This is a genomic window from Microbulbifer guangxiensis, from assembly GCF_021729075.1.
GTDB lineage: Bacteria > Pseudomonadota > Gammaproteobacteria > Pseudomonadales > Cellvibrionaceae > Microbulbifer > Microbulbifer guangxiensis.
This window is the reverse complement of record NZ_JAJSAQ010000001.1, coordinates 346,833-360,544: the sequence shown is the minus strand read 5'-3', so window position 1 is coordinate 360,544 and position 13,712 is coordinate 346,833. Positions and strand designations below refer to the sequence as shown.

The following is a 13,712-nucleotide window of genomic DNA, read 5'->3' as shown; positions in this document are numbered from 1 at the left end:
GATTGAGACGAATCATATAGCTGGTTGGTTGGACCATCAAGTCAGCGGAAGGTTCTCCCGACCGAAAAGGCTATGGAGCAGGGCTTTCCTTGCTTTCTCCCTGATTTTTCTGTGGTTTTTGCCGCGTGGGCAGCTCGATATCGGTGATGAGCGGCAGGTGATCAGACGCCAGCCGGGTCAGTTCGGTGCTCGGCACCTGGATCTTCTTGACCCGCAGGTGGCGGTCCACGAACACATAGTCAATCCGTGCCTTGGGCATGCGGCTGAAGTAGGTGCCCTGGGGCTTGTAGCGGGGTGAGTGGAGCTGGGCATCGCGTAGTTGGGTGCACAGTAGTCTGTGTTCTGCAGAGTTGGGCAGGGCATTGAAGTCGCCGACCAGAATCTTTGCACCGCGGCAGTCCGGGTGGCCCAGCCACTCAGGGCCGAGTAATGCCTCTACCTGCGCCAGTCGCTCAGCCTTCTGCAGTCCGAGATGGGTGTTGAGGAGCTGGACTTTTGCGCCGTTCAGCTCGATCTCGACCCACAGCGCACCTCGGGGTTCATCCACTGTTGGCAGGAACCGGTTGCCGGAGCCCTCTGGCGGCCCCGGCAGGATGTCCCGTTTTACCAGATGCATGGGCAGGCGGGAGAGGATGGCATCTCCGTAGCGCTCCTCCTCCAGGTGGATGGCCGGGTGGAAATGGAATTCCATTTCGAGGAAATGCGCGATCTGCTGGGCCTGATCGACACTGCCGCTGCGCGGCCGGCTGACGTCCAGCTCCTGCAGGGCAACCACGTCCGGCTGGTAACGTGCGATGACCCGGGCAATCCGCTCTGGCGCGTAGCGACCGTCTACGCCCCGGCAGCTGTGCACGTTGTAAGTCATGACGCGGATGGTCCGGTCCGCCACCGGGCGGGGGATGGGAGACGGGGGCTGGGCCCGCTCGAGGAACGCCTGGGCGGTCTGGCGGAGGTCCTCGGCCCGCCAGTGGCCCTTGCGGGGGGCGCGGATGTCAGCCGGCAGCAGGCAGAAACCATGGGTCTCGTTCGGGCCGGGCCCGCCATGGCTGCCGTTCTCCACCGCGAACGTCATCGGCTCCTCGCCAGCGCACCAGCCGGACATGAGAAAATCCCCGGCATCCGGGTGCCGACAGAGCTTTTCCAGGTCTGCGGCGGTTTCATCCGGGAAGGGGTGCGCATCACCCATCAGCCAGTGGCCGTCCCGCGGCAGCTCCACAGGACCGCTGCGATGCCAGCCGCGGACCGGGGCGTCAGCACCATCTCCATCCTGGTAAAGGACCAGAGGCACGGAGGCTTTTTCGACGATCAGCTGTGCCACCCTGGCGCGTTGGGCCGGTTCGACGGGCAGGTTGTAGAGCATGGCCATGGGGCCCAGGGCCGCCAGTGCCAGGGGGGATTTCCCCTCCGTTTCACCGCTATCCACATCGGGGATGAGTTTCTCGATCCATTCGCTGCCAAACAGCCGTGCGCGTTGCAGCTGGTGACCGTGCCTGCCGGTGCTGCGGTAGTCATCGGTATCCTTGTGAAGCTCAGCCAGCGCCTCAGTCAGGGCCTCACCAATGCCCCGGCCGTGGCGGCTCTCGTAGGGTTCGGCGTGTTCCTGTCCGTGGTCGGACATAACCCACACATCATACTGACGACGCTCGGAGCGGTGGGCAGCCCGCCAGATTCGGGCAATGGCATCATCGATACCCTTGAGGGTCCAGTGGGCAAAGGCGGAGCTGGGACCACGGCGGTGGGACTGTTCGTCATAACCCAGGAGATTGACGTAGATGATGGGAAGGCCGCGGGCGATATCGATTTTTACACCAAACGTGCAGAGCTCCCGCATCAGGATGGTCACCGCCACCCGCGTGGGGACAAACATCAGTTCGCGCCAGACGTCCTGTCCGCCGATCATGCCGCGAATGGAATCGATCAGCGCGAGGAATGTCTCGACCACCAGAAGGGCCCCGGTGCGCACCAGGCCCCACAAGTTGCTGAGCAACAGCAGCAGTACCGTCCATGGGCTGGCCTCGCGCAGTGCTGGCCCCCATCCGCGGGAAGCCGGGCAGAAGTGGGCCTCGCCGTCACTGGTCCCCGCCCGAAACAGGCTCAGATAGCAACTTCCGTCCCGCAGCAGGGGGCGTTCACCGGAGGCTTCCAGTTTCTCTTCGACCCTCGCGGCGGCAGCAGGCTCATACATCCGCACCAGCTGATTGGTGTCACGCATCATGAAACCGAACGCAGGCACAACGGCGCGGACACCGTAGAAAAGTTCGGCCTGAACAGCAGGGGTGGTAGAGGGCACGCCGGGAAAGAGATGATGCAGCGAATAGTGTTCCTTGCGAATCAATCGCCGCAGAAATGGCATCCTCCGCTTTGCCAATGCCTTTTCCAGTTGTGGATAGGCGAGGCCATCTACCTGGATGATGACCAGCCCATAGTCGTTGGGATGGCTGTCACTGGTCGGCAGCTTGAGCAGCTTTGCCATCCACTCACTGCGGCTGAACTTGCGGCGCCAGCGACGCAGTGCTGTTTCAATCCGCGTCATCATGGTCAGGAGGACCGCGGTTGCGTCGTAGTGAAGGCGGCACCGGCAGCACTGGTGACGCCCTCGAGGATGTCCCACTGGGCACCGATCAGATTGCGCAGGCGCATCCACTGGGCGTAGAGCGAGTCGTCGAAGGCCCATTCCTGCTTGAGCAGTGGCTGGTAGAGGGACAGGGCTCTTTCAGCGCAGTTCTCCATGGAAAAGCTCTCGGCAGTCTCGAGGGCAGCCTTGCGGATAGCCTCCCGCTCAGCGGGCGGTTGTAAGTAGAGCCAGTCAATGGCGCTGGCAAATTCACGGCTGTTTTCACTGGAAACCAGACAACCGTTGATGCCGTTTTTGACCACTTCCCTCGTGCCGTTGGCATCGAGCGCGATCACCGGGGTTCCTGCAGCCATGGCCTCGGTGAGTACCATGCCCTGGGTTTCGCTGGTGGAGGCGAAAATGAAAGCATCCATCGCCCGGTAAGCATTGCGCTGCGGGGCGCCCTGCAGCGTGCCGGGCATATGCAGGCGGTCGCCCAGGCCGCGGGACTGAAACAGGTTTTCAATGGTTCGCGCACTGGGCCCGCTGCCCACCAACAGGAAGTGACTGTCGCTGTGCGCCTGCATGAATTCAGCGGCTGCGGCGGCGAGGAATTCCAGGTTTTTCTCCGGTGCCAACCGGCCCAGATGGCCGAGCAGGAATGCACTCTCCGGTATTCCGTACTGCCGGCGCGCGGCAGCACCATCGGCTGGCTCAAACTGCTCGGCAGCCACGCCGGTAGGAACCTCGGCGATGGGTGTGGTGACACCGCGGCTGCGCAGCAGCTCGGCAATGCTCTGGCTCGGCGCGAACACCAGGCTGGAAAGGTTGGCGTAGCGGGTCGCCAGCTCGATTACAAAGCGCTTCAGTGCCTGGGAATCCGCAGGCACATAGTGGGTGTAGCGCTCATAGAGCGTATGGTGGGTAAAGACCAGCGGAATTTCCCGGGATCGCGCAATGCGGAGAGCGGTCATCCCCAGCAGGAACGGATGGTGGGAGTGCACGATATCCGGCCGGAATTCGTCGAGTCGCTCGGACAGATCTCCGGAGAAGGGCAGCGCCACGGAGAAGTCACTGCCGTTGAAGTTTTGCAGGGCGTGAATCCGCAGGACGTCTTTTTCTGCGGGGTCCGTATCGGCAAAAGTCGGCGCAACCACCAGTACCCGGTGGCCGCGCTTCCGGTATTCCGCGCTGAAGGCGGCAACAGAGCGTGCAACACCGCCGACATGTGGCAGGTAGGTGTTGGTGAGCATGACGATGTTCACTGGGCTGTGAGCTCCACGCTGTTCTGGCCGTGCTGGACTACCACAGGCCTGTAACCGAGGGGCCGCACCTGCATCAGGGGCTCCCCATGGTACCAGTCGGCCTCCCAGGAAACCCGCGGCGTGCTCCCCGGCTGGATCTCCAGCGTGATGACACCGAAGCGCGTCAGGGCCGGGCCGAATCGAATCGTTTGATCGGCACCCTCGTCCGCGAGCCATTCCGGCGGCAGGCCGCTGGCAAGGACAAGCAGGTCACCCTCCTCACGCACGAAACAGTTTCTCTGCATCGCCACCCACTCTGCGGCCGCCCAGGCGTGCTGTCCATCGCCCATGCAGCCGCCAAAGGAGTGGGGATGGATGGCCTCCGGCCACTGCCCGGTCGGGGAGGCCAGTCTTGCCACATTGCGCATCAATTCAACGCAACGTGCGTCCCCGGCCCTGAGGAATACCTGGGCAATGTGCAGGGTCAGGTAGGCATTGATGCCGGAATGGATCATGTCCTGGAAAAAGCCGCCACTGACGAAGCACTTTTCCATCAGGAACTCTGCCAGGTCCAGCAAGCGTGGATCTTTTTCCGGGTAGAGCTGTAGCGGGTAGCCCGCAGCGATGGAACCGATGGCGCCGGCATCGAGGCGCCGGTTGGGGGAGGCGGGCATTGCCGGTCGGCCCAGGCGCTGTTCGCATCCGGCGAGGCTGTCATCGATCGTTTTCTGGAAGTCGTCTGCCTGCCTGGAAAACTCTTTCCCCTCCTCGCTGAGTCCATCGCGATCGCACATGGCCGCGGCCGCGCGCTGCCCGGCAACTCCCCAGAAGTCATCCCAGTAATAGCAATCATTGGGACCAAGGTGTTCGGCACTGAAGCCTGCCGGTAGCAGTCCGCCACAGGGAGAGCCGTCTTTGGGCAGGCGTTTCTTGTCGATCCAACGGGCGCCCCGCAGTACCGGGTCGTGCCAGGCGGTTTTCAGGGGCTTGTTGGTCAGTTGGCAGAAGAGGTCGAAGATCCATAGCGCTTCGCCATTGGAGTCCCATTCCCCATCCTGGGAGTGGAAGAAACCATCGCGTTTCTGCCGTTTGGGGAACTGGTCCAGCGCGCGCTCGGCCCGCTCTACGAGCCCGGCATGCAGCAGCGACTGGATCATGAAGGCCGCGTCGCGAAACCAGAAGCGCTTGTATGTGTAGGGACCCGGATAGACATCGGTGGGAGAATGCAGGATGAGCGTACGGATGGCTGCGTCGTACATGAACTGCAATTGCTGATCGGGTACCTGGAGGCGGCAATGGTTCGCCAGGTTCTCTGGCCAGCTGGGGGATAATCGGGACTGGTGGCGGCCGGCATGCAGCGGGATCCTGACCGAGATATCCAGTGGCTTGTCCGGTTCTAACCTGAACATCGCCGCAGCGGTGGCCATACCCACCTCGCATTCCCCATGGGTGCTGCCGCCCTCCTTATTGAGGTCGAGGTAGACATCTCCATGCCGGTAATCCGAGGCCAGGTGGTGATCCACAGGCCGGTCGAATTCCACCGCAAACTTCTCTTCCACCAGCCACTGCCGGCGGTTATCCCCGAGCCGGACCTTGTGCAGGAAGCTGACCCCCTCGGGGTTATAGGGCCGCAGCGACACAACCAGCCAGCCACCGGACTCGCTCTGTCCCTGCAGATCGAGCCGGCAGACACTGTCACTGGATTCGCGCTCGACCAGGGCGGTATTGCGCAGCCTTAGCCCGCCGGTTTCGCTGTCTGTAATGACGGCGATGTTATCCTCGCTGATATCGAGACGCTGCTGGCAGTCCCTGATCTTGGCCGGTACGAGTATCTGCCCGTCCTCCCCGAGCACCCAGGCATCGACAGACCAACCGTCATAGTGGGGAGTAAGCAGGCCGCGGGGATCGATGATGGGCATCTCCTCACAATCTGGCACTCCAACCGCTGTCCAGTTCCGATGGCTGAGATTGCAGTGGGTAATGGAGAATGCCCGCGGGATGAAAGACTCATCGGCGGGATCAAACTGGCGTTCCACCCAGTAAGGCCATACCCAGTCCAGGTTGTGCTGAATGACCTTGCTGTTCATCAGGGCGCGCGCATGGAATATCACGCCGGCACGCAATAGCTCAATGGGTTCCGCCACTTCCGACGGTTGGGCAAATTGTTGCAACCGCGCCATGACCGAAAGTGGATCCAGGAAACCGTGTGAGGTGGCGAACTTGCGAACAAAGAAACGCCACGGCAGCCATTTCATCCAGGGCATCAGAGATCCTCTTCCTCAATCTTTTCCGCCAGGGCCCGGCGAGCCATCCGGGTAAGCCCGATCAGCGCAACCACCGCCAACACAAAGCCAAGACCATACAGGGCCCATTGCACCGGCGTGCGTTCAGAACCGGTCTGGCCGAGTGTGGCCAGATCGGCAGCAATGGATCCCACATACACATTGTTGACGGTCAACGGGATGATGCCAATGAAGTTACCGATAACGAAGTCTTTCAGGCGGACCGGGGTCAGGCCGAAAAAATAGTTCGATAACTTGAAGGGGAATAGCGGCACCAGCCGTGTGAGCATGATCATCCGCCAGCCCTCCCGGCGCATGACCTCCCCGAGATGCGGGGGGCGGACATGGGACATCAGCCAGCGGGAAGGGCGTTCACCAAACAGGTAGCGCGCGATCAGGAAAGCGATGGTTGCACCCAATACCGTACCGATGACAACAAAAATGGTGCCCTTGACGACACCGAAGACAAAACCCGCTCCCATGGTGAAAATGACGCCTGGTGCCAGCACCACGATGGCCAGGGCCATGATCAATATAAAGAGCAGGCTCGCCTGCCAGCCCCGGCTGTCCAGCCACTGAAGCAGTTCGATCAGCTGGTCATCCAGATCGAAATAGAGCAGCAGTCCAACCGCCCCGGTTACGACCAGCACGCAGCCCGCAAGAAACAGAAGGTATTTATGCTTGGCCTGCATAAGGTGACTCGGACCGGTTTGAGAGTTGCCAACTTATAGCCTAGACAAGTGGTCGGTATGGTGCTGCGATCGCCTGGCCGAGCTGTTTCGGCTCGAACGGGGGCTCATCCGGATCCGCCCCTCCGCCATACGAAAAAGCCCGGCATGTGCCGGGCTGCGGGAGGAGGCGTGATTAAGGCAGGGATTAGCTTCGCTGCGCTCGCTGGTCTCCGCTGGCTGCGCGGGGGACTCGCGAAACACGCTCGGGACTGCGTAAACTCCGGCGCCCTAATTTGCTATGCAAATTGGTCGGCTCGAACGGGGGTTCTTATCCGGATCCGCCCCTTCACCATACGAAAAAGCCCGGCATTTGCCGGGCTCAGTTGTGGGGCAGGGATGAGCTTCGCTGCGCTCGCTGGTCTCCGCTGGCTTTGCCAGCTCCGGCTCGAACGGGGGTTCTTATCCGGATCCGCCCCTTCACCATACGAAAAAGCCCGGCATTTGCCGGGCTTTTTCGTATGGCGGAGGGGCAGGGATTCGAACCCTGGGACCTGTTACAGTCAACGGTTTTCAAGACCGCCGCTTTCGACCACTCAGCCACCCCTCCGAATTGTCTGGCGCATTATACCGGTCGATTTGTTGGGTACAAGTGGGCTGACAATTTTTTTAGGAACTTCAATGGGTTAGCCGCTTTTTTATACAAAGAGCGGCTAACCCGGGCAGGTTAACCTGCCTCGGCGTCGCTGCCGCTGTCGTTGGCCTGTTCGGCCTGCCGGGCGACCCGGGGATCATTGGCCGGTCGCTTCAGGTCGCGTGGTGCGTGCTGGATACCTGCGGGTTGCGCAGTGTCCAGCGGACGCTGCTCGCCAAGGTCGTGGTGCTCGGTCACGATGGCGAGCTCCTGCAGCGGACGCGGGTTTACACGCGGGTCATTGCTGGCACGGCTTCCCGCTGGCCGGGTTTCGGCCGGAGCGGCGGTTTCCTCTCCGCTGGCCGGGAGCGATTCCTCGGCAGCGACTTCCAGGGCGAACTCCTCGGCTTCTGAGGATGCGAAATCCGGCTTTATGTCTGCTGCCTCTGCGGGCTCAGCAGCCAGCTGGGTCTCACCTGCGGTCTCAGGTACGGCTACCTCAGTGACGCGCTCCGCGCGTTTGCTGCTGGCCGGCTCCACCGCCTCGGGTTGCGCAAGGGCAGTTTCTGCCGGGGCAACCTCTGTCGCGCTTTCGCTGGTGACAGCCTTACCGGTCGGTGCACTAGTCTCTGCTTTGGCGGAAACGGGGGCCGGTTCAGAAGCTTCGGCCGGCTCGCCTCCGGTGCGCTCTGTCGGCTGCTTCTCTGCCTCCGGCTGTTCGTCCGCCTTCGGCTGGGCAGCGGGCTTCTCGGCCGGGCTGGCAGCGACGGGCTGTTCCTTCTCCGCCTCCTGGCCTTCATCGGCGCCGGACGGTTGGGGACGCTTGGCGGGCTTTTGTGCTTCAGGCTTTTCGGCGTCTGCCCGCTGCTTGTCAGCGGAGACCTTTGCCTCACCCTCTGCCTCGTCGATCGCTTCGTTCACCTCGCGGTTGAGCTCTTCCTGGCCCTGGGCAACTGCCGCTGCTGCGGCGTTACCGCCCCTGCGGCCACGGCGGCGCGGCTGGGGACGGCCGCGGACATTGCTCGGGCGTCGCGCAGGGCGCTGCTCGTCGCCGGTCTGAGCGGAATCCTGCTCTGCTTCTTCCGCCTTGGCTTCGGCTGCAGTGGCTCCAGCTTGCTGCTCGTCACGACGACGACCCTCGCCACCACGGCGACGGCGACGGCGACGCTGGGGACGTTCGGCGCTGGTTTCACGGGATTCATCACGTTTTTCATCGCGGCGCTCTTCACGCTTGTCCTGCTTGCGTTCCTCGCGCTTGTCGGCACGCTTTTCTTCGCGGGGCTGCTCGCGCTTGTCGCCCTCATCGCGGCGACGCTGGCCGCGGTTGCCACGACCGCCGCGACGCTGGCCGCGGTTGCGCTGCTGGTAGTTCTTACCGCCGCCCTTGGCTTTCTTGTGCTTCTTGGTGGTGTCTTCTTCACCTGAGAACAGGGCGGCGATTGCGGCAATCAGTCGCTTGATCAGACCGGTTTCCGTGCTCTCTTCCTCCTTCTGCTTCTGCTTCTGTTTTTGCTTGGGCTTGGCAGTAGGGGTAGGGGCCGGGGCTGTGTGGGTGATCTGCTGCACAGCGGGCTGGGCGATGGGGCGCAGGGGTTCTTCTTCCGCCCTGGAGGTGTCCTCGATGGTGCCGGAGATCTTGTAGGAAGTCTCCAGGGTGGACGTGTCGTCGTCGCGCAGACGCAGCACCTCGAAATGCGGGGTCTCAAGCTCTGCATTCGGCACTACGACAACGCGAGTCTTGTTGCGGGACTCGATGTTGGTGATCGCACTGCGCTTTTCATTCAGCAGGTAGGTGGCCACATTGACCGGGCAGATTGCACGGATCTCTGCACTGCGCTCCTTCTTGGCCTCCTCTTCAACCAGTCGCAGGATGGAGAGTGCGAGGGACTTGGTTCCGCGAATGGTGCCCTGGCCGCTGCAGCGGGGGCAGACGCGAAAGGTGGTCTCTCCCAGGGATGGGCGCAGGCGCTGGCGGGACATCTCCAGCAGGCCGAAGCGGGAGATGCGGCCGATCTGGACCCGGGCGCGGTCCATGCTGAGGGCCTTCTCCATGCGCTTCTCGACTTCACGCTGGTTGGACTTGTTCTGCATGTCGATGAAATCGATCACTACCAGGCCGCCCATGTCACGCAGGCGCAGCTGGCGGGCGATTTCGTCTGCCGCTTCCAGGTTGATGTTGCGGGCAGTCTCCTCGATATCTCCACCCTTGGTGGCCCGGGAAGAGTTGATGTCGATGGAAACCAGGGCTTCGGTCACATCGATCACGATGGAACCGCCGCTGGGTAACTTCACTTCGCGCTCGAAGGCGGTCTCGATCTGGCTCTCAATCTGGTAACGATTGAAGAGCGGGATCGCATCCTCGTAGTACTTCACCTTGCTGGCATACTGGGGCATGACCTGGCGCGCGAATTCCGCCGCCAGTTGGTAGGCACCCTTGTCATCAACGATGACTTCGCCAATGTCGTCCCGCATGTAATCGCGGATCGCGCGGATGATGACGTTGCTTTCCTGGAACAGGAAGTGGGGGGCCTTGGAGGTGTCCGCCTCAGTCTTGATGGCATCCCACAGTTGCAGCAGGTAGTTGAGGTCCCACTGCAGCTCTTCACCGCTGCGGCCTACGCCTGCGGTCCGCACGATAATGCCCATACCGGAGGGGACTTCCACATCGGAGAGTGCATCGCGAAGCTCGGAGCGCTCATCGCCTTCGATACGGCGTGAGATACCGCCGGCGCGGGGATTGTTCGGCATCAGTACCAGGTAGCGGCCTGCCAGGCTGATGAAAGTGGTCAGCGCCGCCCCCTTGTTGCCGCGCTCTTCCTTGTCCACCTGGACGATGACTTCCATGCCCTCTTTGACCACGTCCTTGATCTTGACGCGACCGTCGATGTCCTTGGGTTGTTTCAGGAAGTATTCGCGGGAAATCTCTTTAAGGGGCAGGAAGCCGTGGCGTTCTTCGCCGTAGTCGACGAAAGCGGCCTCGAGAGAAGGTTCTACACGGGTAATCTTGCCCTTGTAGATGTTCGCCTTTTTCTGCTGGCGAGTGCGGTTTTCGATATCCAGGTCGTAAAGCCACTGGCCGTCAACCAGGGCAACGCGCAACTCCTCGGGCTGAGTTGCATTGATCAGCATTCTCTTCATGCGTGTCGTTAGTCCTTGCATTGCGCAAAGGCATGACACTGAAGTTCGCAGGCTCTTTGTGCCCCCGCACAAGCGGGGCAGGCAGGAACCACCAACCCAATCCACGGCCTGAAATCCACAGGCGGTGGCAGGGGCAGTCTCACTGCTGAAACTCAGGGCATCGCACACTAACGTGATGCCCATCGGTACCTTTAGCACCAGTATGTCAGTACTACCCGGTTTCGCTCCGGCCTCTCTGAGGCGGTACTCCCGGGCGCCGCCCCGATATCTTGGTAACTCGGGCGGCGAGGTTCACGTCTTTTCTAGGCTCTGTCTCCGGCTGGCTTTTGGCCGGGCCCTCTGATCCTGTGTTTTGTGTCTCCGGAAGCCGGGTAACCGATGCTTTCCGGGCTGCCAGTGCGGTCGCTGGCACATTTCAACAGAGCGGGACGCAAGTAATTGAGTCTTCTACTTCAAGCGCTGCGGGCTTCAGCCCGTCTTACCTTCGCATAAACACCCGCCATCAGGCGGGACCTTGTGGCCGACGAGGTGCTCCGGAATTCTGACTTGAGAGCGACCTGGTCGGCGGAGTTTTGTTGATGACGTGCTGTTCACACGCACCGGCCGATTGGCGGTATTTTCTCTGGAACGGTGTCTGTGACTACTTCAAGGTGCCGCACACCGCCGAAAACCAGCCCAATTCAGGCCGGCCGAATATAGCACGGGGGCCGGGACGCTTCAATTGGCAGCCCGGGGTCGTTATCATTCGCCAATGCGAAGTAAACATCCTCCCGCCAGGGCCGCAGAGGCCGGCAACTCCACAACCCGTCAAGGGGCTGCCTCGCCCGGCGTTCAGTTCCTGACCGTCCCCGCTGATCTGGCCGGCCAGCGGATCGACAATTTCCTGCAGTCGCGCCTGAAGGGCGTGCCGCGCTCGCGGATCTACCGGATCCTGCGCAAGGGGGAGGTGCGCGTGAACAAGGGGCGGGTGAAGGCCGAATACAAGCTGCAGCCGGGGGACGTCGTGCGCGTGCCGCCCATACGCACAGCGGAGCAGGCGCCGGCACCGGTCGCCGGGGATCAGCTGCGCCAGCTGGTGGAGGCATCCATACTCTATGATGCAAACGGCCTGCTGGTGATCAACAAGCCTGCCGGATTGGCCGTTCATGGTGGTAGTGGGGTGCGGTTGGGGCTGATCGAGGTGCTGCGCCAGATGTTCCCGGAGAGTCAGTTTCTGGAGCTGGTGCACCGGCTGGACCGGGACACCAGTGGTGCGATCATGGTGGCCCGCAAGCGTGCCGTGTTGACGCACGTGCAGGGCGATTTGCGGGCGGGGCGTCTGGAAAAGTCCTATCTGGCCCTTGCGGTCGGTAAGTGGCCGCGGGGACGGCGCCTGGTCGAGGCGCCCCTGCGCAAGAATACACTCAAGAGTGGCGAGCGCATGGTGTCGGTTGATCCGGAGGGCAAGCCCAGTGAGACCCGCTTCCAGGTGCTCGAGCGCTTTCGCGGTGCTACGCTGCTCGCGGCGGAGCCAGTCACCGGTCGCACCCACCAGATTCGTGTTCACGCCCAGTTTGTGGGCTGCCCCCTGGCGGGAGACAGCAAGTACGCCACCGATGAGGCCAACCGGGCATTCCGCGAAGTCGGCCTGAAGCGACTATTCCTTCATTCCTCCGTGGTCGGTTGTTCGCTGCCCGGCGGGCAGGAAGTGAGGGTGGAGGCGCCCCTGTCCGAAGAGCTGGAGTCGGTGTTGGCCGAACTGCGCTCCGGGACTGGGGTTCCCCTGCAGCCTTGACCCCCTGATAGCTGAGACTGGACTCCAAGATGCTGGTAATTCTCGATTGGGACGGAACCGTATGTAACTCTGAGGCCCGGATCGTGTCCTGCATACAGCGTGCTGCCGACCGGGCAGGACTGCCGGTGCTGCACCCGGAGGCGATCGGAAACATCATCGGGCTTGGCCTGCCGGAGGCAATCAGCAGCCTTTTCCCGGAGGCTTCGATGGGGCAGAGGGACAGCATGCGCCTGTATTATGCCGACGAGTGGATGGCAGCCCGTTCCGAGCCGCTGCCGTTGTTCGACGGAGTCCTGGAGACCCTCGACCGGCTGCAGAGCGACGGCCACAGCCTGGCGGTCGCGACCGGCAAGAGCCGGCGTGGCCTGAATCGCGAATTCGAGGACCACGGCCTGGGCGGGCTCTTTGTGGCCAGTCGCTGTGCCGACGAAACCGCTTCAAAGCCACACCCGCGGATGTTGCAGGAGTTGCTGAAGGCAACCCGGAGCCCTGTTGGCGAGGCAGTCATGGTGGGAGACACCGTGTACGACCTGCAGATGGCGGCTGCCCTCGACATGGCGGCCATCGGTGTCAGTTACGGAGTGCACCACCCGGAGCGGCTGCAAGCCTGCAAGCCCAGGGCCATCATCGACCACTTTTCCGAACTGTTGCACTGGCCGCCACTGGTCCCCTGAGCAGGGGCTGGGCGAGCCTTCAGGGTTCACCTAGTGGGAACACCCCGAAAGTCTGCAACAGGTCGACCAGTCGAATTAATGGAAGTCCGATCAGTGAATTGTGGTCCGAACCTTCCATTTTTTCGAATAAGGCGATCCCCAACCCTTCCACTTTGAATGACCCGGCACAGTCGAAAGGCTGCTCGCGGTCAACATAATTGACGATCTGGCGCTCCGAGAGTTTGCGGAAGTAAACGGCGAAACGATCGACCTCATTGCGCAAGATCCCGCTACCCGTGTCCAGCACCGAGATCCCGGTGTGAAAGATTACCCGCCTGCCGCTGCTTTCCCGTAGCTGTGCCACGGCGGCTTCGCGGTTGCCGGGCTTGCCTAGCGGTTTCCCCTCCAGGTCGGCGACCTGGTCCGAACCGATGATCAGTGCATCACGGAAGGTTCCGGCCAGAGCCCGGGCCTTCTCTGCAGCCAGCCGGGCGGCGAGGGTGGCTGGCGTCTCGCCAGGCAATGCTGCTTCATTTATATGTGGTGAGACCGACTCGAACGGCAGGCCGAGCTGGCCCAGGAGCTGCCGGCGGTAAGGGGAGCTGGAGGCTAGAATCAGAGAGCGGGGCATGATTTCTCCGGAGCTGCTGGGGCCTGCAGGGGCGTTGTTGAGGTCCAATGTAGCGGCGGTTGAATTGTTTTGACAAGGGTATGGTGAGTCCATAGAATTGCGCGCTTATGTCGACCCCCTCCCTGTGTTCGCGG

8 protein-coding genes and 1 tRNA gene are annotated in these 13,712 nt (G+C 62.1%); 2 read left to right on the top strand and 7 right to left on the bottom strand.

What is annotated here, in order from left to right:
* Positions 1–70: 70 nt before the first annotated feature.
* The 6 genes from LVD12_RS01560 to rne form a co-directional block, all read right to left on the bottom strand.
* Positions 71–2,536 carry an endonuclease/exonuclease/phosphatase family protein gene (locus tag LVD12_RS01560; RefSeq protein ID WP_237065119.1) on the bottom strand — a complete coding sequence of 822 codons (2,466 nt, stop codon included), beginning with the start codon at positions 2,534–2,536 and terminating at the stop codon, positions 71–73.
* A gap of 2 nt (positions 2,537–2,538) precedes the next feature.
* Positions 2,539–3,819 carry a glycosyltransferase gene (locus LVD12_RS01555; RefSeq protein WP_237065118.1) on the bottom strand — a complete coding sequence of 427 codons (1,281 nt, stop codon included), beginning with the start codon at positions 3,817–3,819 and terminating at the stop codon, positions 2,539–2,541.
* Positions 3,816–6,062, bottom strand: coding sequence for a hypothetical protein (locus tag LVD12_RS01550; protein WP_237065117.1), 2,247 nt, complete (start codon positions 6,060–6,062; stop codon positions 3,816–3,818). Before LVD12_RS01550 ends, LVD12_RS01555 begins: the two co-directional genes overlap by 4 nt.
* The gene (locus LVD12_RS01545; protein WP_237065116.1) at positions 6,062–6,772 is read right to left on the bottom strand and encodes a TVP38/TMEM64 family protein; all 711 of its coding nucleotides are present in this window, start codon (positions 6,770–6,772) and stop codon (positions 6,062–6,064) included. The genes LVD12_RS01550 and LVD12_RS01545 overlap by 1 nt, the downstream gene beginning before the upstream one ends.
* A 498-nt stretch (positions 6,773–7,270) precedes the next feature.
* Positions 7,271–7,358, bottom strand: a tRNA-Ser gene (locus tag LVD12_RS01540).
* A 117-nt stretch (positions 7,359–7,475) separates the two neighbouring features.
* Positions 7,476–10,520 (bottom strand): ribonuclease E, encoded by a 3,045-nt coding sequence (gene rne, locus LVD12_RS01535; RefSeq protein ID WP_237065115.1) that lies wholly within the window; start codon positions 10,518–10,520, stop codon positions 7,476–7,478.
* Between the two features lie 751 nt (positions 10,521–11,271).
* Here rne and rluC point away from each other — a divergent pair.
* Together rluC and LVD12_RS01525 are read left to right on the top strand one after the other, a co-directional pair.
* Complete coding sequence (rluC, locus tag LVD12_RS01530; RefSeq protein ID WP_237065114.1) at positions 11,272–12,294, top strand: 23S rRNA pseudouridine(955/2504/2580) synthase RluC; 1,023 nt, start codon at positions 11,272–11,274, stop codon at positions 12,292–12,294.
* Positions 12,295–12,323: 29 nt separating this feature from the next.
* Positions 12,324–12,968 carry an HAD-IA family hydrolase gene (locus LVD12_RS01525; RefSeq protein WP_237065113.1) on the top strand — a complete coding sequence of 215 codons (645 nt, stop codon included), beginning with the start codon at positions 12,324–12,326 and terminating at the stop codon, positions 12,966–12,968.
* A gap of 19 nt (positions 12,969–12,987) precedes the next feature.
* Here the strand turns inward: LVD12_RS01525 and LVD12_RS01520 are convergent, their stop codons facing one another.
* Entirely contained in the window at positions 12,988–13,578 is a 591-nt protein-coding gene (locus LVD12_RS01520; protein WP_237065112.1) for a Maf family protein, read from the bottom strand.
* Between the last annotated feature and the right edge of the window lie 134 nt (positions 13,579–13,712).

What these genes read in the sequence shown, in the direction of transcription:
- LVD12_RS01560 (WP_237065119.1), bottom strand. Translation starts at nt 2,536, where the DNA reads ATGATGACGCGGATTGAAACAGCACTGCGTCGCTGGCGCCGCAAGTTC.
- LVD12_RS01550 (WP_237065117.1), bottom strand. Translation starts at nt 6,062, where the DNA reads ATGCCCTGGATGAAATGGCTGCCGTGGCGTTTCTTTGTTCGCAAGTTC.
- LVD12_RS01545 (WP_237065116.1), bottom strand. Translation starts at nt 6,772, where the DNA reads ATGCAGGCCAAGCATAAATACCTTCTGTTTCTTGCGGGCTGCGTGCTG.
- rne (WP_237065115.1), bottom strand. Translation starts at nt 10,520, where the DNA reads ATGAAGAGAATGCTGATCAATGCAACTCAGCCCGAGGAGTTGCGCGTT.
- rluC (WP_237065114.1), top strand. Translation starts at nt 11,272, where the DNA reads ATGCGAAGTAAACATCCTCCCGCCAGGGCCGCAGAGGCCGGCAACTCC.
- LVD12_RS01525 (WP_237065113.1), top strand. Translation starts at nt 12,324, where the DNA reads ATGCTGGTAATTCTCGATTGGGACGGAACCGTATGTAACTCTGAGGCC.
- LVD12_RS01520 (WP_237065112.1), bottom strand. Translation starts at nt 13,578, where the DNA reads ATGCCCCGCTCTCTGATTCTAGCCTCCAGCTCCCCTTACCGCCGGCAG.